Below are 21,634 nucleotides of genomic sequence, written 5' to 3'. Positions count from 1 at the left end.
GGAGGCTTGCCCAAACGACTGAACACTTCTCATAGTCATATCGTATGTGAGTGTCAGAAACAATGGTCGATATCCGAAGACCGCAATCCTGGATCCTCAGGAATTCCCAGTTCACAGCTATTGAAATACCCCAACCCAAACGTGCACACTGTGCATAATAGGGTCAAAAGAAGACACAACCGTCAGATCGATGTCCGGCCGTGGCGCCGCCGTCGAATCCAGGAAGGCCTGTACATGAGCGAGACAACGATGACCGTCCCGGCCGTCGCCACCGACCACTACCGAAGCATCTGGGGCTTCCTTCGCGAGCTCGACTTCCGTCAGGGATTCGTGGATGTCGACGGCGTGCGGACACGGTTCGCCGAGGCAGGCTCTCCCGACAAGCCGCACGCGATCCTGCTCCACGGAACCGGTGGCCACTGGGAGACGTTCGCCCCGAATCTCGCCGCACTGAGCGAGCAGTACCACTGCGTCGCCATCGACATGGTGGGCAACGGCTTCTCCGAGAAGCCCGACCACGATTACGAAATTGCGGTCTACGTGCGGCAGATACTCGCCGTGATGGATCACTTCGGGATGTCGAAGGCGCACTTCATCGGCATGTCACTCGGGGCATGGGTCTCCGCCGCCGTTGCCGTGCAGCGTCCCGACCGCGTTCACAAGCTGATCCTGATGTCGCCGGCCGGGCTGATCGCCACGGCGTCCAACATGGCCCGGATCCGCGCCGAGCGCACTGCCGCGGTCGAGAACCCTACGTGGGAGTCGATCCACAAGGTCTTCGAGCACCTCATCGCCGACGAGGACAACCGTCTTCCCGACCTCGTCGCGCTGCGTCAGGCCATCTACCGACGCGACGACACCCGCGACACGATCGACCACCTGCTGATCCTGCAGGACGCGACGGCGAGGGATCGCAACCTCATTCCCGAGGAGCAGTGGAAGACCATCACGGCACCGACCATGATCGTCGCGTCCGGAAAGGACCACGGCGAGTACCAGAACACGGCGCGCACCGTCGCCAGGCTGATCCCCGACTCCGAGGTCTTCGAGATGCCCGACGTGCGCCACTGGCCACACTTCGAGGACCCGGCGAGTTTCAATCCGGCGGCACTCGCCTTCCTCGGCAAGTGAGCAACCACCATGCCTGAATCCGACACATTGAGCGCGGAGGCGATCGCCGACACCGCGCGCCGCCTCTACGAGGCCGAGAAGACGCGGGTGCCCATTCGCCAACTCTCCCTGCAGTATCCGTCGATGACGATCGACGACGCCTACGCGGTTCAGCGGGCGCTCGTCGACCTGAAGGCGGCCGACGGACGCAGCGTCAGAGGCCGGAAGATCGGCCTCACCTCCAAGGTCATGCAACGTGCGGTCTCGATCTCCGAACCCGATTACGGCGCGATCTTCGACGACATGTTCTTCGACGACGGTGGAACTGTGCCGGCCGGACGATTCATCCGGCCCCGCATCGAGGTGGAACTCGCCTTCATTCTCGGCGAGGACCTGAAGGGCCCCGGGGTGACGCTGTACGACGTCCTGAGCGCGAGTGAGTACGTCACCCCCGCTCTCGAGATCCTCGACGCCCGCGTACAGATGAGCGATCCGGAGACCGGCCATCTCCGCACCATCGTCGACACCATCGCGGACAACGCCGCGGACGCGGGAATCGTGCTCGGTGGCCGGGTGGTGAAGCCCATGGACGTCGACCTGAGATGGGTGAGCGCTCTGTTGCTGCGCAACGGCTCCATCGAGGAGTCGGGCGTCGCCGCTGCCGTGCTCAACCACCCCGGCAACGGGGTGGCGTGGCTTGCGAACCGGCTCGCACCGCACGGCGTACCCCTGAGGGCCGGCGAGGTGATCCTGGCCGGTTCGTTCACCACCCCGATCTTCGCCGAGCCCGGCGACACGTTCGTCGCCGACTACGGGCCGCTGGGAACGGTTTCCTGTTCGTTTGCGAGGGAAGTCGGCTGATGCAGAACCGATGGGCAGAACTGTTGCGCGCCGACCGCCCGAAGATCGGCATGTGGATCGCATCCGGCAACGCGTACAGCGCGGAGATCTGCGCCGGCGCAGGGCTCGACTGGCTCATGCTCGACCTGGAGCACGTTCCCAACGACATTCGTTCGACACTCGCGCAGCTGCAGACGCTCGCGGCGTACCCGGTCGAGGTCCTCGTCCGGCCGGCATCCGGCGATCCCGTGGCGATCAAGCAGCTCCTCGACATCGGGGCAACCAACCTGATCGTGCCGATGGTGGAATCGGCAGAGGATGCACGCGCACTCGTGGCGGCTACGCGCTATCCCCCGCTGGGCATCCGCGGCGTGGGCAGCGCCCTTGCCCGCGCATCACGGTGGAACCGAATTTCTGACTATCTGCCTACCGCAGACGAGAGCCTCACCCTCACCGTCCAGGTCGAGTCGACGGAGGGTCTCGACTGCCTGGAGGAGATCCTCGCCGTCGACGGAATCGACGCGGTCTTCATCGGCCCCGCAGATCTCGCAGCCTCGATGGGTTACCTCGGGAAGCCGGAGAGCCCCGAGGTCGTCGAAGTGATCGAAAAGGCAATCTCCGTCATCGCATCGTCCGGCAAGGCCGCCGGCGTCAACGCCTTCAACGAGACCATCGCCCGCCGGTACATGTCGGCCGGCGCTCGCTTCATCCTCGTCGGTGCCGACGTGACCGTCCTGGCCCGGGGCAGCGAGGCCCTGGCCCGACGGTATTCGGCCGATCCTCATCAAACGGCCTCAAACTCTTTAATCTGACAATACTGTCACTTATACTCGAGTGGTCGAGTGCGGATCTTCGCGATCCGCCGCTATGGAAGGTCTCCTATGGACTTGGACTTCACACAGGAACAGGTGGAGTTCCGCGACCAGGTACGTACGTGGCTGGTCGAGAACAAGCCCCGTGATCCGCGCCCGCGGGACGACGCCGGTATTCGCGAATACGACATGGCCTGGCAGAAGACCCAGTGGGAAGGTGGATGGGCCGGAATCGCCTGGCCGAAAGAGTATGGGGGCGGCGGCCTGACCCTCCTCCAGCAGTTGATCTGGTACGAGGAGTACGCGGCCCAGGGACTGCCCGGAATCGATGCGAGCTTCGTCGGTCTCAACCACGCCGGCCCCACCCTGATCACCCGCGCCACCGAGGAACAGAAGGCATTCCACCTGCCGAGGATCCTGCAGGGTGATGCCGTGTGGTGCCAGGGGTTCTCGGAGCCGGAGGCCGGCTCCGACCTGGCTTCCCTCAAGACCAGGGCCGTCATCGACGGCGATCATCTCGTGGTGACCGGTCAGAAGATCTGGACCAGTTTCGCCAAGTGCGCGGACTACCAGGAACTGTTGGTACGCACCGATAATGCGGGGTCGAAGCACCAGGGCATCACCTGGGTGATCTGCGACATGCACACACCGGGCATCGACGTCCGTCCCATCGAGACCATCGAGGGCGGTGCCGAATTCTGTGAGGTTTTCTACGACGACGTCCGGATCCCCGTCAGCAATGTCGTCGGCGAAATCGGTTCCGGTTGGAGTGTCGCGATGTCGACGTTGTCGTTCGAGCGCGGAACCGCCTTCACCGCCAACCAGGTTCGCCTGGCGGGGGTCGTCGAGGACCTCATCGAGTTTTCCCGCGACCACGTCGGACCGGACGGTCGACGACCGGCCATCGCGGACGACGAGATCTCCCGGCGGCTGGCGCGCGCCCGATCTTCCGTCGCGTCACTGCGGGCGATGACCTACGTGGGGATCTGCCAGAACATGCAATCCGACACACCCGGACCGCGCGGGTCGATGCTCAAGCTCCACTACGCCGATCTGGCAAAAGAAGTTGCCGCGCTGGCAATGGACATCGTCGGCGCCGAAGCCCTCCGCGGAACCTCGCGATGGGACCACCACGGTTGGGTCGGAAACTACTTCCATTCCTTCTCTCAGTCCATCGGCGGCGGAACGTCCGAAATCCAACGGAACATCATCGGGGATCGCATCCTCGGCCTTCCGCGCTGACAGAAAGCAGAGATCATGAACCTTCTCCCCTCCGAGGACCAACTCGAACTAGTCTCCGCAGCAGTCGATTTCATCAGCACCCGCATGCCGATCGAGGACATCAGGCGGCGTGCGCGCGAGGAGTCGTCGGTCGATCGGAGCGTGTGGGCCGAGGGCGCCGCACTGGGCCTGCTCACTCTGGGGCTCGACGAGAGCCACGGCGGCTCCGGCCGGCCCCTCGACGACGAGGTACTCCTGTTCGCGGCCCTGGCCGAGCACCTTGCAACAGGTCCGTTCCTTGCCTCCACGCTGGCCACCCGCGTCAGTGCGGCACACGGCGACCAGGATCTCACCGACCGCATCGGGTCCGGAGACGCCATGGTCGGACTCGGCGAACTGCGCGGGGACGGCGCCATCGATCAGGACGGGTTCAAGGGCTCGTTCGACCTGCTGGACTGCGTCGGCGTCAGCCACGTGCTGCTCGTCGCTCAGCACGGAGCGGCTCTGGTCGAGATATCCGAGTTCCCGGACGTCACCCCACTCACATCCATGGACCCGGGAACCCGGCTCGCGACGTCGACCGTCGCCAGCGGGCGCGTGCAGCACTGGCTGCCCGCCCAGACGGACCCGATCTGGATGCGCGCCATGGTGCTCACCGCGGCCGGCCTGTCCGGCCTCGCCGAGGCGACGCTGCGGCTGTCAACCGAGCACGCGAAAACGCGAATTCAGTTCGGACGCCCGATCGGCGTGAACCAGGCGATCAAGCACGCCTGCGCCGACATGGCGGTAGCCGCCGACGCGGCACTGTCGCAGACCCTGTTCGCTGCGGTGAGTCTGCAGTCGGGGCGTGCGGACGCGTTGTTCCAGATCCTCTCCGCCAAGTCCGTCGCCGCCCGGGCAGCCGTGGGCAACGCGGCGTCGAGCATCCAGGTCCACGGCGGAATGGGTTACACCTACGAGCACAACGCGCACCTCTACCTCAAGCGGGCGCACGTACTCACCCACCTATTCGACGAACCGGCCGACGTGCTGGCCGAACTTCTGGAGCAAGGAGCACCGCAGTGAGCCGAAGAGTTGCCATCGCCGGTGTCGCGTTGTCGGACGTGGGACGGGTCGACGACACGAACGCCTACGAACTGATGGGGCAGGCGAGTCGCAGGGCCCTCGCCGACGCGGGACTGCGCCCCGAGGACGTGGACGGGCTCGCCTCCACCGGGCAGGGCACGTTGCCGCCCACCGATGTCGGGGAGTATCTCGGCCTGAAGCCTCGCTGGGTCGACTCGACATCGGTGGGCGGGGCCTCGTGGGAGGTCATGCTCGCCCATGCCGCGGACGCGATCTCGGCCGGTCATGCCGACGTGGTCCTGCTGACGTACGGCTCGACGGCACGCGCCGACCTGCGCAAGGGACTGCGGACCGCGAACATCAACTGGGGTTCGCGAGGACCGTTGCAGTGGGATGCGCCCTACGGCCACACGCTCGTGTCGAAGTACGCGATGGCGGCCCGACGGCACATGCACCAGTACGGCACGACGATCGAGCAACTCGCCGAAGTGGCAGTGTCCGCACGGTTCAACGCCAAGGACAACGAGGAAGCGTACTATCGCGACCCCATCACCATCGACGACGTGCTCTCCGGCCCCATGATCGCCGATCCGTTCACAAAACTGCACTGCTGCATCCGCTCGGACGGCGGCGCCGCGGCGGTTCTCGTGGCCGAGGACCGAGTGAAGGACCTTCGTTCCGAACCGGTGTGGGTACTGGGCACCGGCGAGGCCACGTCACACATGCTCACCAGCCAGTGGGACGACATGACCGTCGGGCCGGCATCGATCACCGGGCCGCTGGCGTTCGAACGCGCGGGGTTGACGCCCACGGACGTCGACATCGCCGAGGTCTACGATGCGTTCAGCTACATGCTGATGCTCACCATGGAAGACCTCGGTTTCTGCGAGAAGGGTGAGGGCGGCGCCTTCGTCGAGAAGGGCACGCTGCGGCTGGGCGGCGAACTCCCCACGAATACCGACGGCGGCGGACTGTCCGCCTGCCATCCCGGTCAGCGCGGACTGTTCCTGATCGTCGAGGCCGCCAGGCAGCTGCGCGGAGAATGCGGCCCGCGGCAGGTGGAGAACGCGAAGATCGCCTGCGTCAGCGGCACCGGGGGTTGGTTCTGCTCGAGCGGCACGGTGCTCCTCGGATCAGAAGCACCGTGACCGTGTCTGCGACGGTCGGCGGTCCAGCCGCTCCCACCGCGGTGACCGGGCCACCGGTCGTGGGCGAATTCGCCAACACGCGGGCATTGCTCGAGGCGGCGGCTCGGATACACGGCGGCCGAGATGCGTATGTGGAACAGGACGGCACGCGAATCGGTTTCGCACAGTGGATCGGCCGGGCCCGCCGACTCGCCATCCATCTGGCAGAGCGTGGGGTACGCAAGGGTGACGTCGTCGCACTGATGTTGCCTTCGGGCATCGACTATGCGGTCTGCTATTGTGCCGCAGCGTTTCTGGGTGCCGTCACCACCGGCTTGAATCCGCGACTCGGCCCACGCGAGACCGACTCGATCCTGCTCGGCGTCACGCCTGCGCTCGTGATCCGCGACTTCGATGCGGGCCTGCCCGAAGTTCCCGAGGGGATCGCCGTCCTGCCCCGTTCGGAACTCGTCGCTGCCGAGGGACGCGCTGACGACGCACTACCCGGTGTGGTCCTCACCCGCAGCGACCCTGTCTCGATCATTTTCACGAGTGGAACGACCGGCCTCCCCAAGGGGGCATGGTTCGATTCCGACAATCTCGCAGCGTCCGCGATGGCGTCCGGCATCATGAGCGCCCCCTACGACCGCCGACTGTCGTCGACGCCGTTCCCGCACGCAGGTTTCATGTCGAAACTCTGGGACCAACTGATCTGGGGAACGACCGTAGTCATCTCCCCCGTTCCGTGGTCGGCCGCGAAAATGTTCGCGGCGCTGAAGGACGAGCGGATCACGGTCGGTGGAGGAGTCCCCACCCAATGGGCAAAGCTGCTCGACGAACCCGGCGTGAACCGTGAATCCCTGCCGCACCTTCGCGTGGGCGTCGTCGCAAGCGCGCCCGCCTCGCCCGAACTGGTCGAGAAGACCGCCGCACTGATCGGGGTTCCCCTCGTCGTTCGATACGCCATGACCGAATCTCCCACCGTCTGTGGCACCGAGCCCACAGATCCGCCGTCGGTGCAGTTCCGGACTGTCGGCCGTCCCCAGACCGGGATGACGATCCGGGTCACCCGCGAGGACGGCGCCGAGCTGCCCAACGGGGAGATCGGACGCATTCGCGTGAAGGGCGGCTGCGTGATGCGGGGCTACTGGAACGCCCCCGAGCGCACCAGGGAAGCCTTCGACGCCGACGGCTACTTCGTCACCGGCGACCTGGGGATGCTGACCGAAGAAGGCAACGTGGTCCTGGCCGGCCGGACCGGAGACCTCTACATTCGCGGCGGCTTCAACGTCCACCCCGTCGAGGTCGAACAAGTGCTCGCCGAGCACCCGGAGGTCCGGGACGCAGCGGTGATCGGGTACTCCGCTCCGGTGATCGGGGAGATAGGAGTCGCGTTCGTCGTTCCCGTGTCTCCCACCAAGGCACCGTCGTTGCCGGAACTCCGCGCGTGGATCACCACGCGACTCGCGGACTACAAGGCACCCGATCACCTCGTGCTCGTCGACGAGATTCCGCTGACCGCCATGTCGAAGACCGACCGGGTCCGGTTGCGGGAACTCGTCGACGCGCACCCGCCGACCCGGCGAAACACAGAGAAGGGACCTCGGGCGTGATCGACGAACACGAAGCGCTCCTGCACGAGACCGTGACCACCGACCGCCTCGCGAACCTGCGCGATGTCGGCGGTCTGCGTCTCACCGACGGCGGTACCACCCGCACCGGAATCCTCTACCGCAGCGATGCACCCTACTCCGGGGACTCGCTACCCGAACATGTTGCACCGTGGCCACCCGTCGCGGTCGTGGATCTGCGCTCGACCGCCGAACGCGATCGCGCACATTTCGAATGGACGCAACCGACGGTCTCCCACCACCGGCCTCTGCACGATGCTGCGGCACCGACCGACCGTCGTCCACCGGATCTCACCGCACTGTACTTGCAGATCCTCGATACCGTACCCGACCGCGTGGCCGGTCTGCTCGCGCTCGTGGCCAGGGCGGACGGCCCGATTCTCGTGCACTGCGCGGCAGGCAAGGACCGCACCGGCGTCGTGGTCGCCTCGCTTCTTCTCGGTGCAGGAGTCGAGCCCTCCGAAGTGATCGCAGACTATCTTGTGACGGCCGGGAACATGAACGACCTCCGCCGACGGTGGACGGCCCGGTCGCACGCGGGTCAGCATCGTCCCGTCGTGGACGAGAAGTGGTTGCTCACACCGGAAGAAGCCATCACCGCAGTCGTCGACCGGCTACAGGGGTGGCGCACCGGTCCGGACGGCTGGCTCGTCGATCACGGTGCCGACCGAGACGACCTGCGGGCGTGGCGGTACCGACTGCGTGCCTGATGTCACCCCGCGATGGACAGTCCCTCACCCGACTCACACACACTGACGAAAGGTAACGCCATGAAGGTCCACATCGAACTCGAGCAATGCGAAGGCCACGGTATGTGCGCCGCCACCGAACCGGACCTCTATGAACTCGACGACGACGGATTCGCCGCCTCCACCGATTTCGATGTGGCGGAGTCGCAGATCGGGCAGGCCGAGTCCGGCGCCTCGGCCTGCCCGATGAGTGCGATCAAGCTGCTACGCAGCTGAATCGGTATGAGGTCAGCTGTTACGAGTACCGAAGTCGATATCGGCCCGTCCGGAGATGGGTGTGAAACCGTCTCTGTCCATCCAGGACGGGTGCGCCACATGCCCCTCGGCCGGACGTGCCCAATCGACCCAGTCGCCCCAATCACGCCGACTGAGTGGGGAATCCGGCATCGGAAATTTCGACGACGCCTCGCGGAACTCGGCGGCGAACTTCTTCATCTCGTACATCACCCACCAGTCCTCCTGCGCGGACCACTTTCCCCGGCCCGCATACGTGAGTACCTGTAGTGAGTCGAAACCGAGGGCTGGTGCACCCGGTTCCGGATTGTCGGCGCGGTTGACCAGTTTGTACACCACCCGATCGTCGTCGATCGTGTACCAGACGAGCGGGTTGTACACATGCGGGGCGGCACCCATGGTGCCCTCGAGATAGCGCGAGATCTCCGAGGGCCCGGTGAACATGCCGTAGAAGTGATCTCGGTAGATACCGTCGTCGGTGAACAGCTGCGCCATCGCGTCCCAGTTCTCCGAAATGGGGCCCACAGTGAAGTAGTGCCGGAAGGCGCCCTCCACTTCGGTTCGGTCATATCTGGTCATGTGTTGCCTTTCAGACGTGCGCGGAAGAATTGTCGGGGCCGGGGAGAAGTACCGCGAGCGGGGAGACGTCACCGAGCGATCGCAGTAGGTCGTTCAGGTGGGTGCAGGATCCGACACCGTGGAAGTCCGAGCCGACCAGGCGCTCGATCTCCGTGACCTTGCGCCCGACGAGGCGTTGCGCGCCGGCCACCGCACCAGGGCATTCCGGCCAGGGCAGGACCCGCGGAGTGACGGTCAACCGCTGCACCGTCAACGTGCGTGAGTCGACCAGAACGTCGGTCCCGTACTCGTGCACCACGGTTTCGATCCCGGCGGCGTTCACGGGTGTCGCGGAACATCGCGTCTACCGACAGTTCCGCGTCATCGACCACACTCACGTCGATCCGCCGAATGCGTCGCATCGACCCCGGCCGAAGTTCACTCATAGGGTGCCAGCCCGCGCCCACCCGGACGAGGTCCGGCGCCTGCGGGCCGTTGACGAGGGGAGGTGCTCCGTCTCGCGCGACGCCCGTCATCATCGTTCCCCCGGTTGCGAACCCGGCACAGTAGTCGGCCCGTGCGAGGGCGCCGCGACCACCGAGGCGCCGCTGCTCCTCTGCGGAGAGTTCGCGGGTCAGTGCATATCCCGAGATGACGGTCGCCACCGGGACGTCGTCCAGTAGTCTCGCGACGACGCTGCCCTGATGGTGAGGTGCGAGGCAATCCCTCACCGCTTTGCGAAACCCTGACGCTGCGGAGAGACCGATCAGTGGTGTGAGGTCGGCCGCCGCGGCGCCGTCGGCGATGTCCGTGACGGTGCGACCTCGGCCAAGGTCGACGTCGACATCGACGGCGCCCCCGCCGGTTCGCGACCACTCCCCTGCCTTGTCCGTCACGACATCGACTCCGGCCCCGCGGAGTTGGAGAAGGTCGGAGTGTCCCCGTGGGCGTTCGATGTCCACAGACGTCGTGCGACGGACCGAACACGGGCGGCGCGCAGGCGTGCTGGTCGACGGTGCGTGGATACCGTGCTCCGGGACCAGAATATTCTCAGTCATGTACGTCATTGATATCTTGTGCCTCAGTGTTTTTCAAGACCGATCGCCATCCCGCGAGACTGTCGCTCGAACGCGCGGCGACGCTGATGTGATCGGACACCGCTCCCCACCGCGCGACCAGCGCGTCCGCGACCTCCTCCACGGAACCCACGACGGCGAACGCTGCGAGAACGTCGTCGTCGATCAGGCTTCGCATGACGTCCCACTCCCCCGCTTTCGACAGTGCATACAACTTCTCGTGAAGTCCGGCCCATCCGTGCAGATCGAGCACGCCCCGATAGGCGGGCGTGGATCCGTAGAAGGCGATCTGCCCGCGCACGTGGTCGCGGGCTGCCGCGATCTCGTCCGCGGTGGTACCGCACGCCACCATTGGAGTGACCCCGATGGTGAAATCCCTTCGGGGCCGGCCCGAACACGACAATCCTTCTTGCACACTGGGTAGTACGACCTCGGCAAGGTAGCGGTCGGTGACGAAGGAATGCACGAGAAATCCGTCTGCGACCTCTCCTGCCACGCGTGACATCGCCTCTCCGACACCGGCGAGTTGGACGGGTGGGCGCCCGAACGGATTCGGCCCGGGATCGAACATCGGTGTCATCAGGGTGTGCTGGTAGAACTCCCCGTCGAAATCCAACGGCGAACCGGTCTCCCACGCGTCCCAGATGGCGTGCAGTGCCTGTACGTATTCGCGCATCCGTGCCGCGGGCCGCGACCACGGCATGCTGAACCGCCGGGTGATGTGCGGCTTCACCTGACTCCCGAGACCGAGCCGGAGCCGTCCGTGTGAGAGCGCCTGCACGTCGTTGGCCGCGACCGCGGTCACCATCGGTGTTCTCGCGAACGCGACGTAGATACTCGTCCCGAGCGTCATCGTCGACGTCGTCTGCGACGCCGCGGCCAGGAGAAGCAAGGGATCATGGCTGGTTTCACCGAGGAAGAAGCCGCCGAACCCGACGTTCTCGGCGCGGTGAGCAATCTCGGCGGCGCGTCCGGTTCCCGGGTCGACGACCACATCGAACGACGGACGCCCACAGACTTCGGATTTCATGTCACTCCAGACGGGAGACGGCAACTCTGCTCGGACCGAGCAGTGTATTAGGTGAACGAAATTGGGAGAGTCTCGCCTCTTCCCTCTGATGATTAGAGCAGATACCTTCTATTCAGTCCACGGAATTGCCCAGGAGGGTACATGGCACGATCAGAAGACGAGACTGCGTCCACCAGTGACGGGCCACCGCGTCCCCGAGCCGCGGATGTGGCGCGGGCGATCGAGGACGAGATCGTCGCAGCCGGGTGGCGGGTGGGTGAGGCACTCGGATCCGAGACCAGCCTGATGGCACGGTTCGAAGTGGGACGTTCGGTCATCCGGGAAGCGTGCCGGATCCTGGAGAGCCGGCACGTCGCGAAGCCCCGCCGCGGACCGGGCGGCGGCCTCGTCGTGACCGCACCCGAGCGGTCCGCTGTGCTCGACCACGCCTCGCTGTACCTCGAGTACGCGGGTTTTGCTGCCGCAGACCTGTTCGAGACGATGGAGACGTTGGAGACCGCCGCAGCAGCGCAGTTGTCCGCAACGATCGATCCCGCGGGAGTCGACAGACTCCGTCAGGTGCTGGCCGAGGAATCCCGCTCGGACGACCTGCGTGCGCAGGCTGTCACCGTGCACACGGAGATCGCCCGCCTGACAGGTAATCCCGTCCTCGAGTTGTTCATGCACATCGGCAACAACCTTGCCCGCATCCACGGCGTCAGCCCGACAGAGGCGGAACGTCGGTGGATCCACGAGCGGAACGTCGAACTGGTCGACGCGATCATCGCGGGGGACGCGCTTGCCGCGCAGCGCAACGTGCGCCGACGCATCCGTGCCATGACGCGGCGACAGGCCGTGTCGGCGGACCGGACACCGACATTCACCGATACCGAAGCAGAGGCCACGAGCGATGACCGACAGTGACAACGCGATCCCCCGCACATCCGACCCCGACGAGGACAGCGGCAACCTTGTCGTCGTCGAGCAACGCGGCAGCGTGCGCATGCTCACACTCAACCGGCCGAGGGTGCGCAACGCGTTGAGCAGATCCCTCAGCGCCGAACTGGTGCACGCCCTCCGCGCGTCCGACGCCGATCCCACCGTCACGGTTGTCCTGCTCACCGGCGCCGGCGGAGCCTTCTGCTCCGGCGTCGACCTGAGGGATCTCGCCGAGAGCGGCTTCGACGGCGCAGATGCGACGGACGGCAACTGCATCACCTACGTCGCCGAACTCGTGACGCCGGTCATCGGTCTCGTCAGCGGCCCCGCAGTGACAGGAGGGTTCGAGCTGGCTCTCGCATGCGACTTCCTGATCGCGGGCGAGTCCGCCCGATTCGCCGATACCCATTGCCGGGTGGGCATCGTCCCTGGTGGAGGTCTGACGGCTCGACTCGCCGAGGCGGTCGGAGTTCGTCGTGCTCGCCAGATGAGTGCCACTGGCTGCTATATCGACGCCCGCACCGCGCTGTCCTGGGGCCTGGTGAACGAGATCGTCGACGACCGCGAGTTGGCCGACCGTGGGTGGGCCGTGGCCGATGCATTCTCGGCGGCCGACAAGCCCACACTCGACGCAGTGTGGAAACTGTACGACGCGGTGTCGGCCGATGGTACCGCCGATGCCGTCCACCGGGAAGCCGCCCTGAACCGCTCCTGGTCGGCCGCCGCGTCCGCCGTCGCAGGGCGCACGGCGGACGTCGTCGCTCACGGACGTGGCCAGGCACGCAATTCCTCACCCGCCGAATAGGATCGGCCGAATCGAAAGGAGCCACCCATGGCTCTGGCAATCACCGACGAACACCGCCAACTCGCCGACGCCGCCACGGCCTTCCTGTCCCGTCACGGTTCGTTGGCCACCGCCCGGGAGTCGCTGGACACATCGAACAAGTCCCTTCCGCCGTTCTGGGAGGCGATGGCGGAACTCGGATGGATGGGCCTGCACCTGCCCGACAGTTACGGAGGCTCCGGATACGGCATCGCCGAGTTGTGTGTCGTTCTCGAAGCGACGGGGCACGGTCTGGTGCCCGGTCCGTTCCTGCCCACCGTGCTGGCGTCCGCGATTCTGTGCGACCACGGAACCGATGAACTGAGGCAAAAGCTCCTTCCTGGACTCGCCGACGGTTCCGTGGTCGCGGGATTCGGTTCCGGTGGCACCTGGGTTGTCGACCACCAGGGACTCGAGGGCCGATCCGAGGGAGTGCTCACCCCTGGCTTCGCCGACGTTCTCCTCCTTCTCTCGCACGAGGACGTCCTCGTAGTCGACGCCGACGCCGACGGTCTGGCCGTGGAGATCCTGCCCGGACTCGATCCCACGCGGCAGATCGGGCGTGTGACCGCACGGAAGGTCCCCATGTCGGCGGTCACCGTCCTGCCCGGTGCAGCGTCCGCGGCCCGGACGCGGCTGCGCACGCTGGCATCGGCCGAAGCCCTCGGCAGTACTCTCGCTTGCGTCGAGATGTCGAAGCGGTATGCCCTGGAGCGAGTTCAGTTCGGTCGTCCGATCGGCACTTTTCAGGCCGTGAAGCACCACCTCGCGAACATGCTGCTCGACGCCGAACTCACCGTGGCCGCCACCTGGGATGCTGCGCGTATCACCGACCCCGACCGAGCCGGCCTCGCGGCAGCCGTCGCCGCGACATACGCGCGCCGCGCGCAAATCTTCTGCGCCCGGACGAACATCCAGTTGCACGGCGGTATCGGATTCACGTGGGACCACGATGCTCATCTGTACCTGCGCCGAGCCGAATCCCTCCAGTCTTTCGTCGCCGAATGCGGTAGTGCCGCACGCGCAGTCGCGGAGGGGTACCGCGCCGACCCGACGCCCCGTCTCACGCTCGACCTTCCGCCCGAGGCGCAGGAATACCGGACGGCGGCGCGAAAGGCCCGCGATCAATGGCAATCGCTCCCCGAGGATCGGCAGCGCGCGTTCCTGGTCGACAGCGGATATCTCGTGCCGCACTGGAAGAAGCCGTGGGGTCTGGCAGCCGATCCGGTCCAACAACTCGTCATCGAAGAGGCGTTCCGCACCACACCGGTTCCCGACCTGTCGATCACTGGATGGATTGCTCTCACCATCTCGGAGTCGGGGACCCCCGACCAGCAGCGACGGTGGGTGAAGTCGGTGCTGCTCGGCGAGACCCAATGGTGCCAGCTCTTCAGCGAGCCCGGGGCAGGCTCCGACGCCGCTGCGATCCGCACATCGGCGGTCCGGGTCGAGGGCGGGTGGCGCGTCACCGGGCAGAAGATCTGGACGAGTCTCGCCCACGAATCCGATTGGGGAATCGCGACCGTCCGTACCGACCCTCGTGCACCGAAGCACACCGGCATCACGATGATGGCCGTCGATCTCGCAGCGGAGGGTGTCGACGTGCGCCCCATCCGTGAACTCACCGGCCAGGCCGGCTTCAACGAGGTATTTCTCGACGACGTCTTCGTGCCGGATTCCGACGTTCTCGGCGAGGTAGGAGCAGGGTGGAAGGTCGCGCGAGCGACCTTCGGCAACGAGAGGGTGTCGATCGGAGCCGGTGCGGGATCCGTTCCTCTCGCCGCGACCGATCTTCTCGCAATGGCCGCGAACGAGGACCTCCGCGAGGTCGGTGAACTGCTGGCCGAAGGCCACGCGCTCCGACTGCTCAACGTCCGGCAGGCCTCACGCGCCGTGCAGGGGGTCGACCCCGGTCCGGAAGCAGCCCTGTCCAAGCTCGTCAAAGCCGAACACTCCCAGAAGATCACGGACCTCGGTATGCGTCTGGGCGGGTTGGCCGCAACGACCGGCGAGCTTCCGGTGGTAGAGGAGTCGTATCTGTTCGCCCGCTGCCTCACGATCGCCGGGGGCAGCTCCGAGGTGATGCGCAATCACATCGCCGAACGCATCCTGGGACTTCCGCGAGACCCGATACTGACCTGAAACACGTGAACGGCCTCGGTCCCGAGGGACCGAGGCCGTTCATCAATTTCGACTCTGCGGCTATCCGCCGAATCGCAGTCCTGCGGCCCGGGTCCGGAAGACGTCCGTGCCCATGACTGCGCCGAGCTTGTTCGCGTCCCAGCGTTTCCCGCCGTTGGAGACCGTGGAGACCGGTGTCCAGCCCTGGAGCCACTGAATGTTCTCGCCGAGCGCCTTGATGACCTGCCCGCTCACATGCCCCGCCTCCGGGCTGGCGAGCCAGGCGACCACGGGTGAGCCGAGGGACGGATCCTTCGGATCGAACTCGTCCTCGTCGCGCTCGTCCGGTTCGATCGGGGCGTCGGCGCCGGCCATGGTGGCGGACATCCGAGTGCGGCCACCGGGGCTGATCGCGTTGACCGTCGCACCGATCGACGCGAGCTCGAGGCTGAGCGTCTGGGTCAGACCGACGATGGCGGCCTTGGCAGCACCGTAGTTCGATTGGCCGAAGTGTCCGAGCAGGCCGGCACCGGACGTGGTGTTGATGATCCGGCCGTAGACCTTGGAACCCGACGCCTTGGATTCCTCCCGCCACTTGCGGGCCACCGCGCGGCTGGTCAGCCAGCTACCTCGCACGTGCACACGCATGACGAGATCGAAATCGTCCGCGCTCATGTTCCAGATCGCCCGGTCACGGACGATGCCCGCGTTGTTGACCACGATGTCGAGCCGTCCGAGCTCCGAATACGCACGTTCGACCAGCCAGTCGACCCGTTCTTCGTCGCCGACGTCGCTGAAGTCGGAAATTGCCTCGCCGCCACGATCTTTGATGATCTGCACGACCTCGTCGGCGACCTTTCCGGTGCCCTCCCCGTCGATCGAGGTCCCGAGGTCGTTGACGATCACCGTCGCGCCATGCTTGGCAAGTTCCAGGGCGTGCCCACGACCGATGCCGTGGCCCGAGCCCGTGACCAGCGCGACCTTACCGTCGAGCAATCCGCTCATTGTGAGTGTCTCCTTGCAATTGTCGAATGGCCCGTGCGTCTACACACCGGCAGGACGGAACACCGTGGCATCGATGTCTTCGGTGATCGCCCGAAAGTCCACCTGCACCGGCATACCCACTTCGAGATCGGAGGGTTCGCAACCTTCGATGTTGGTCATCAGTCGCGGCCCTTCCTCGAGTTCTACGATCGCCGCGACGTAGGGCAGCCTTCCTTTGAACGGATGCAGATCGTTCACGTACACGGTGGAATAGGTGTACAGGGTTCCTCGCCCGCTCGCCTCCACCTGGACGACGTCCTCACTCCAGCAGCGCGGGCAGAACGGACGCGGATAATGGTGGACTTTCCCGCAGGCGTTACATTGTGCGATGAGGAGGCGACCGCCCTTCGCCGCGTCCCAGTACGGGCGGCTCTCGTTCTCGATGGTCGGGATGTCGGCGCGCGGCTTCTCGGCCGGGGCTGCGGAAGTCTGGTCAGGCATGCTGGTCACCACCCTACGAAGTCCGCGGAGCGCTTCTCCACGAATGCACGTACGCCCTCGCCCGCATCGTGCGAGTAGGACTGGATCTCCTGCGCCATGGCCTCCTCGGTGAAGGCGCCGGCTCGGTCGCCGTCCGGCGAGTCGTTGAAGAGTCGTTTCGTCAGCGCGATCGCACTGGTGGGCGCAGCAGCCAGTCGACCGACGAAATCGTCCACTGCCGAATCCAGTTCGTCCACCGGAACGACGCGGTTGACCAGGCCCAGAGACAGTGCCTCCCGAGCCGGAAGCTTCTCGCCGAAGAAGACCATCTCCTTGGCCTTCTGCATGCCGATCCTGCGCGGCAGCAGGTACGCGCCGCCGCCGTCCACCACCAACCCACGCTTGACGAAGGACTCTGCGAAGTAGGCCTGCTCAGTCGCGATCACCAGGTCCGACGCATAGGCGAGGTGAGCCCCGATGCCTGCCGCGGCGCCCTGTACGACGGTGACCACCGGCTTGCCACAATCGAGCACTGATGCCACCAGGCGTTGCGCTCCGTTCATGATCGTGCGCATCGGCGCGGTCACCCGTTTGACGTTCTTCGCATGCCCGTCAGCGAGTTTCACCACGTCTGCACCTGCGCAGAAGTGCCGTCCGTTCGCTTTCAGCAGGACCACTCGGACATCGGTATTCACATCCGCTTCGGCAAACAACTCGATCAGCAGGTCGCGGTCGTCCGGCCTGATGGCGTTGGCCGCATCCGGTCGGTTCAAGGTGATCGTCATGACCCCTTGTTCCACCCGGTGCAGAACGGATGTGCCGACGTCCCGCTCGGCGATCGTCTCGGTCACTGTTTCTCCTCGCGAATTGTCGTCACTTGACTGTGTAGTGCGCGTCGAGATGTTTGATGCCGTTCAAGAAGTTCGACCGCAGCACCGCAGGCTCCCCCACCGCCCGAATATCCGGGTACCGCCGGAACAGTTCCCGGAACGCGACGTCGAGTTCGAGTCGCGCGAGGTGTGCACCCAGGCAGAAGTGCGGTCCGGGAGCACCGAACGCGAGATGCGGATTGGGGTTGCGGGAAATATCGAACGTGAACGGATCTACGAACACGGACTCGTCACGATTGGCGGAGTTGTACCACAACACCACCTTGTCGCCCTGAGAAAACACCTGCTCTCCCAGGCGGACACCGTCTCGCGTCACCGTGCGGCGCATGTGCACTACGGGACTGGCCCACCGCAGCAATTCCTCGATGGCTGCCGGCGCCAGGCGATCGTAGTCCGCCATCCAGATGTCGCGCTGGTCCGGGTTTCTCGTGAGTACGAAAAGTCCGTGTGTGATGACGTTGCGGGTCGTCTCGTTGCCCGCGCCCACGAGCAGAATGAAGAACTTGGCCATCTCCTGGGGAGTGAGATTCTCGCCCTCCGCCGCCACGAGTTTGGTGATCAGGTCGTCCTTGGGATGTGCGATTCGCTCTTCCGACAGCGATCGCAGTAGGTCGATGAGCCCTTCGCTGGCCGCGGTCACAGCCTTGCCGATACCGGCCGCGGATTGATCCTCGATGTACTCGGCATCGCTCGCACCGAGAATGGTGTTGGTGGCCTCGAGAATGAACTTCTCGTGCTCACGAGGTATGCCCAGGAGATTGTCGATGATGCGGAGGGGCAGCAATGCCGCGAAGTCGCTGACGAAGTCGCACTCCCCCGATGACGGCATCTCGTCGAGGATCTCCCGGACGGTGGTCTCGACCTCTCTCCGGATACCCTCGAGGCTCTTGTTCGTGAAACCGCGGGAGACTATCTTGCGCATGCGGGCATGCTCGGGGTTGTCCATGTCGATGATCGAGCCGCGATACTCGCGGAGCTTCTGCGGCTGGTCGAAGATCTGCGTACCCTCACCCGAGCAGAAATCGTCGGGCCGGCGGCTGACCTCGAGCACGTCCGCGTGACGGGTCAGGGCCCAGAAGCCCTTCTCTCCGTCACCCGCCCGACCCGGCAGCGGGACGAATGCACGCGGATTGTCGCGGCGCAGGCCTGCGAACAACGCATCACGTTCTGCCGCCCCGTTCTGCCACCATGTGAGGTCGTTCAGTCGAGTGGACGCGACCTCGTCGGTTTCAATCATTGGCACCGCCTCGATTCTTCGTAAGTGGGGACCCGCGCCGCACGGCACCTTCGGCCGACGGCCGAGTCGGACTGGGATGGTCGCGCACCCCACTCCGTGACCGGGTTACTCGCTCACCCGATTCTGGCATTAGTGTCACTAATTGGCAACCACCACTACCAGCGCGTTGATCCACACTGCTTGACTATCGCCGAGTAGCAACTGGCTATATCGTCACCTTGATACCATTCATTCTCGAACGGAGTCGACGTGTCGCCCCAGTCATCACAACCATCTCGAGCCCTTCCCATGCCGATCAGTTCAGCGGCGCTGGTCATCAGCGAATGCCAGCACGGGATTCTGGAACCCGGGAGGTCGGTCTCGCCGGGACTTGCACACGAGGTCGCGCGACGCGGCGTGGTGCCACGCACAGCGCAGCTTGCGCAGGCTTTCCGCGCCCGCGGGCTGCCGGTGTTCCACTGCGTCATCGAACATCGCCAGGACCAGAAGGGGATGCTGCCCAACTCGTATCTCGGGACGATGGCACTGCGGAGCCGCGGGATGAGCACGGGCAGTATCGATGTCGAGATCCCGCACGAACTGGGCCCCGAACCGAGCGACATCGTGAGCAGTCGAGCCACCGGACTGACGGCGTTCTACGGAACGAACCTCGACGCGATGCTGCGGTTGCAGAAGGTGGAAACCCTGGTGCTGGCAGGCGTTTCCACGAACATCGCACTTCCGGGACTTGCCCTCGAAGCCGTGAATCGCGGCTTCGACGTCATCCTTGCAGAAGACTGTACGGCGGGTTCGTCGGACGAGGTACACACCTTCATGGTGGCGAATCTGCTCACCGTGTTGACACGGGTCAGTACGGCAGCGGACGTGATCGACCGGCTACCGAACTGACCTGCCCTGCCCTGCCAGAAGGTTCAGCCCGCCACCGAGGCCAGATTCTCGGCATCGGTGGCGGCGTCGCCGTTGATCGAGAATCCGCCGTCGATCGTCACCAACGCGCCGGTGGAAAACGCCGCCTCGTCCGAGACCAACCAGGTTGCGGCATGAGCGATATCCATCGGATTTCCGATACGGGTCAAGCGTCCACCACCTGTGTGATGACCCGAGTCGCCCCGCGACGACACCACCCGTCCCACGAGGATGCAGTTGGCCCGAATGCCGTCGGCACTGCCCTCCACCGCCAGTGATCGGGTCAGGCTGTTCACTCCGGCCTTTGCGGCACCGTACGCCCCGAAGCCCTTGAATCCGGCGAGAGACTGCCCCGAGGAGATGTTGAGAATCGAGGCACCCTCGGCACGCGCAAGATGGGGCCACGCGTACTTCGATGCCCAGAACACGTTGCCCGTCAACGTTCCCGTCATGATTCGCTGCCACTCGTCCGTCGAGTACTCGTGCAGCGGCTTGACGGTACTCGCGACAGCATCGGTGGGCGCAGCATTGTTCACCAGTGTCGTGAGAGTGCCGAAATGCGCTGCGGTAGCTGCCACCACGTCGCGCACACTGTCCTCCGACGTCACGTCGAGCGGGAAGAACTCCGCTGCACCACCGGCGTCCCGGATTCGGTCGACCACTTTTCGGCCGCGGTCCGCGGTGCGGCCGGTGACCGCCACCTTCGCCCCCTCCGATGCGAAGAGTTCCGCGATCGAACGGCCGATACCTCTGGTCGAGCCGGTGACCAACGCCACCTTTCCTTCGAGTCGTGCTCCCATGCCCGTGCTCACCTTTCACCGTGTGTGTCGTGTCGAAGTCTCGAACGCGCGCCCGAGACGCAGAAGGCCGTTCCGGTGGAACCGGAACGGCCTGAGCGCGATCTACAGAGAATCGCGAAGATTCTCCATGGCCGCCAGGCGGCGATCGACCATGTCCAGAGCGGAGGCATGATTCGGGTCATCGCCGGACTGGGATTTCAACTCGGTGAGCCGGTGGCGTGTCGTCTCGATCTCGTCGTCGAGGCGTTCACCGGCTTCGTCGCGGGTCAGGAGATCCTGGTCGGTCCAGTCTGCCGCGTCGATGTCCTTCTCGTGGGCCATGATCAAATCCCGTCACTTTCTGTCGATGCGGGGGAAGTTGTAGAGCCTGCGGGCGTTCAGTTCGACGATCTTGTGCGCTTCGTCGTCGGGAACATCCTGGAGCAGTTTGGTGGTGTACTGCCGGCTGTTGGGCCAGTTCGAATCCGAGTGCGGGTAGTCGCACTCCCACATGATGTTGTCGATACCGATCTGGTGGCGACGGGCGACACCCTCGAAGTCGTCGATGAAGCAACCGTACATATGCTCGCGGAACAGATCCGACGGACGCACCTCCTTGTTCACGTTCTGATACCAGCGGTGCTTCTCCCACGTCAGGTCGATCCGCTCGAGCAGGTACGGCATCCACCCGATACCACCCTCGGACAGCGCAACCTTCAGATTCGGGAACTTGTAGAACACCGGCGAGAACAACAGATCCGCGGTCGCGTCCATCGAGTTGGTACCGAACAACGCGATCATCACCGCCATCGGCGCCTCCGGAGAAGTGATCGGCGCCTTACCCGAGGAGCCGAAATGCATGCACAGCGGCATCTTCGTCTCCTCCGCGGCGCGGAAGACCGGATCCCAGAAATCGGTGTAGAACGACGGCAACCCGAGCCCGACGGTGTTCTCGGGGAACGTGATCGCCTTCGCACCCTTCGCCGCGCAGCGGTAGATCTCCCTGGCCGCTTCCTGCGGATCCCACAGCGGCAAAATGATCA

General features: G+C 65.1%; 23 protein-coding genes. 13 read left to right on the top strand and 10 right to left on the bottom strand.

Going from position 1 to position 21,634, the window contains the following annotated elements:
* The first annotated feature begins 234 nt into the window (after positions 1-234).
* From ACNJ7E_RS02135 to ACNJ7E_RS02095, 9 genes are all read left to right on the top strand, one after another.
* Positions 235-1,131 carry an alpha/beta fold hydrolase gene (locus tag ACNJ7E_RS02135; RefSeq protein WP_418338971.1) on the top strand — a complete coding sequence of 299 codons (897 nt, stop codon included), beginning with the start codon at positions 235-237 and terminating at the stop codon, positions 1,129-1,131.
* A 9-nt stretch (positions 1,132-1,140) separates the two neighbouring features.
* Positions 1,141-1,971 (top strand): 2-oxo-hept-4-ene-1,7-dioate hydratase, encoded by an 831-nt coding sequence (gene hpaH, locus ACNJ7E_RS02130; RefSeq protein ID WP_418338970.1) that lies wholly within the window; start codon positions 1,141-1,143, stop codon positions 1,969-1,971.
* Positions 1,971-2,762: an aldolase/citrate lyase family protein gene (locus ACNJ7E_RS02125; protein ID WP_418338968.1), complete on the top strand. Its 792-nt coding sequence runs from the start codon at positions 1,971-1,973 to the stop codon at positions 2,760-2,762. Before hpaH ends, ACNJ7E_RS02125 begins: the two co-directional genes overlap by 1 nt.
* A 69-nt stretch (positions 2,763-2,831) precedes the next feature.
* Entirely contained in the window at positions 2,832-4,004 is a 1,173-nt protein-coding gene (locus ACNJ7E_RS02120) for an acyl-CoA dehydrogenase family protein (RefSeq protein WP_005573266.1), read from the top strand.
* A 15-nt stretch (positions 4,005-4,019) separates the two neighbouring features.
* Positions 4,020-5,048: an acyl-CoA dehydrogenase family protein gene (locus tag ACNJ7E_RS02115; protein ID WP_016881622.1), complete on the top strand. Its 1,029-nt coding sequence runs from the start codon at positions 4,020-4,022 to the stop codon at positions 5,046-5,048.
* Positions 5,045-6,196: an acetyl-CoA acetyltransferase gene (locus tag ACNJ7E_RS02110; protein WP_418338966.1), complete on the top strand. Its 1,152-nt coding sequence runs from the start codon at positions 5,045-5,047 to the stop codon at positions 6,194-6,196. The genes ACNJ7E_RS02115 and ACNJ7E_RS02110 overlap by 4 nt, the downstream gene beginning before the upstream one ends.
* 41 nt (positions 6,197-6,237) lie before the next feature.
* Entirely contained in the window at positions 6,238-7,788 is a 1,551-nt protein-coding gene (locus tag ACNJ7E_RS02105) for a class I adenylate-forming enzyme family protein (protein WP_418339023.1), read from the top strand.
* Positions 7,785-8,516 carry a tyrosine-protein phosphatase gene (locus ACNJ7E_RS02100; protein WP_016881625.1) on the top strand — a complete coding sequence of 244 codons (732 nt, stop codon included), beginning with the start codon at positions 7,785-7,787 and terminating at the stop codon, positions 8,514-8,516. Before ACNJ7E_RS02105 ends, ACNJ7E_RS02100 begins: the two co-directional genes overlap by 4 nt.
* A 60-nt stretch (positions 8,517-8,576) precedes the next feature.
* A complete protein-coding gene (locus tag ACNJ7E_RS02095) occupies positions 8,577-8,771 on the top strand; it encodes a ferredoxin (protein WP_015890824.1) in 195 nt (64 codons plus the stop codon).
* Positions 8,772-8,783: 12 nt separating this feature from the next.
* Here the strand turns inward: ACNJ7E_RS02095 and ACNJ7E_RS02090 are convergent, their stop codons facing one another.
* From ACNJ7E_RS02090 to ACNJ7E_RS02080, 3 genes are all read right to left on the bottom strand, one after another.
* On the bottom strand, positions 8,784-9,368 hold the full coding sequence (locus ACNJ7E_RS02090; protein WP_037196559.1) for a nuclear transport factor 2 family protein: 585 nt from the start codon (positions 9,366-9,368) through the stop codon (positions 8,784-8,786).
* A gap of 10 nt (positions 9,369-9,378) precedes the next feature.
* Positions 9,379-9,690 (bottom strand): DUF2889 domain-containing protein, encoded by a 312-nt coding sequence (locus ACNJ7E_RS02085; RefSeq protein ID WP_418338965.1) that lies wholly within the window; start codon positions 9,688-9,690, stop codon positions 9,379-9,381.
* Positions 9,691-10,397: 707 nt separating this feature from the next.
* A complete protein-coding gene (locus tag ACNJ7E_RS02080) occupies positions 10,398-11,453 on the bottom strand; it encodes a TIGR03617 family F420-dependent LLM class oxidoreductase (RefSeq protein WP_016881628.1) in 1,056 nt (351 codons plus the stop codon).
* 141 nt (positions 11,454-11,594) lie between these two features.
* On the opposite strand from ACNJ7E_RS02080, the gene ACNJ7E_RS02075 reads away from it, so the two are divergent.
* Genes ACNJ7E_RS02075 through ACNJ7E_RS02065 form a run of 3 tightly spaced genes read left to right on the top strand, consistent with a single transcriptional unit; the run spans position 11,595 to position 15,336 of the window.
* Positions 11,595-12,356, top strand: a complete 762-nt coding sequence (locus ACNJ7E_RS02075; protein WP_237724002.1) for a FadR/GntR family transcriptional regulator — start codon at positions 11,595-11,597, stop codon at positions 12,354-12,356.
* Positions 12,343-13,176 (top strand): enoyl-CoA hydratase, encoded by an 834-nt coding sequence (locus tag ACNJ7E_RS02070; RefSeq protein ID WP_016881630.1) that lies wholly within the window; start codon positions 12,343-12,345, stop codon positions 13,174-13,176. Before ACNJ7E_RS02075 ends, ACNJ7E_RS02070 begins: the two co-directional genes overlap by 14 nt.
* A 27-nt stretch (positions 13,177-13,203) precedes the next feature.
* On the top strand, positions 13,204-15,336 hold the full coding sequence (locus ACNJ7E_RS02065) for an acyl-CoA dehydrogenase family protein (RefSeq protein ID WP_418338964.1): 2,133 nt from the start codon (positions 13,204-13,206) through the stop codon (positions 15,334-15,336).
* Positions 15,337-15,396: 60 nt separating this feature from the next.
* On the opposite strand, the gene ACNJ7E_RS02060 is transcribed toward ACNJ7E_RS02065, so the two are convergent.
* The 4 genes from ACNJ7E_RS02060 to ACNJ7E_RS02045 are packed head-to-tail and all read right to left on the bottom strand — an operon-like array spanning position 15,397 to position 18,906.
* The gene (locus ACNJ7E_RS02060) at positions 15,397-16,320 is read right to left on the bottom strand and encodes an SDR family NAD(P)-dependent oxidoreductase (protein WP_016881632.1); all 924 of its coding nucleotides are present in this window, start codon (positions 16,318-16,320) and stop codon (positions 15,397-15,399) included.
* A 39-nt stretch (positions 16,321-16,359) separates the two neighbouring features.
* The gene (locus ACNJ7E_RS02055; RefSeq protein WP_051004139.1) at positions 16,360-16,800 is read right to left on the bottom strand and encodes a Zn-ribbon domain-containing OB-fold protein; all 441 of its coding nucleotides are present in this window, start codon (positions 16,798-16,800) and stop codon (positions 16,360-16,362) included.
* 5 nt (positions 16,801-16,805) lie between these two features.
* Positions 16,806-17,630: an enoyl-CoA hydratase/isomerase family protein gene (locus ACNJ7E_RS02050; protein ID WP_015890815.1), complete on the bottom strand. Its 825-nt coding sequence runs from the start codon at positions 17,628-17,630 to the stop codon at positions 16,806-16,808.
* Positions 17,631-17,652: 22 nt separating this feature from the next.
* On the bottom strand, positions 17,653-18,906 hold the full coding sequence (locus ACNJ7E_RS02045; RefSeq protein WP_005569380.1) for a cytochrome P450: 1,254 nt from the start codon (positions 18,904-18,906) through the stop codon (positions 17,653-17,655).
* Positions 18,907-19,194: 288 nt separating this feature from the next.
* Between ACNJ7E_RS02045 and ACNJ7E_RS02040 the strand changes: the two genes are divergently transcribed.
* Positions 19,195-19,794, top strand: a complete 600-nt coding sequence (locus ACNJ7E_RS02040; protein WP_016881634.1) for a cysteine hydrolase family protein — start codon at positions 19,195-19,197, stop codon at positions 19,792-19,794.
* A gap of 23 nt (positions 19,795-19,817) precedes the next feature.
* Here the strand turns inward: ACNJ7E_RS02040 and ACNJ7E_RS02035 are convergent, their stop codons facing one another.
* From ACNJ7E_RS02035 to ACNJ7E_RS02025, 3 genes are all read right to left on the bottom strand, one after another.
* Positions 19,818-20,612, bottom strand: coding sequence for an SDR family NAD(P)-dependent oxidoreductase (locus tag ACNJ7E_RS02035; protein WP_418338962.1), 795 nt, complete (start codon positions 20,610-20,612; stop codon positions 19,818-19,820).
* A 102-nt stretch (positions 20,613-20,714) separates the two neighbouring features.
* The gene (locus ACNJ7E_RS02030) at positions 20,715-20,933 is read right to left on the bottom strand and encodes a hypothetical protein (RefSeq protein WP_418338961.1); all 219 of its coding nucleotides are present in this window, start codon (positions 20,931-20,933) and stop codon (positions 20,715-20,717) included.
* A gap of 12 nt (positions 20,934-20,945) precedes the next feature.
* A partial coding sequence (locus ACNJ7E_RS02025) for an amidohydrolase family protein (protein ID WP_418338960.1) occupies positions 20,946-21,634 on the bottom strand: 689 nt, incomplete at its 5' end.

Source organism: Rhodococcus mengyinensis, from assembly GCF_048381435.1.
Lineage (GTDB): Bacteria > Actinomycetota > Actinomycetes > Mycobacteriales > Mycobacteriaceae > Rhodococcus_F > Rhodococcus_F opacus_D.
The sequence above is the reverse complement of the archived record's forward strand: the minus strand, read 5'-3'. Positions and strand labels throughout refer to the sequence as shown.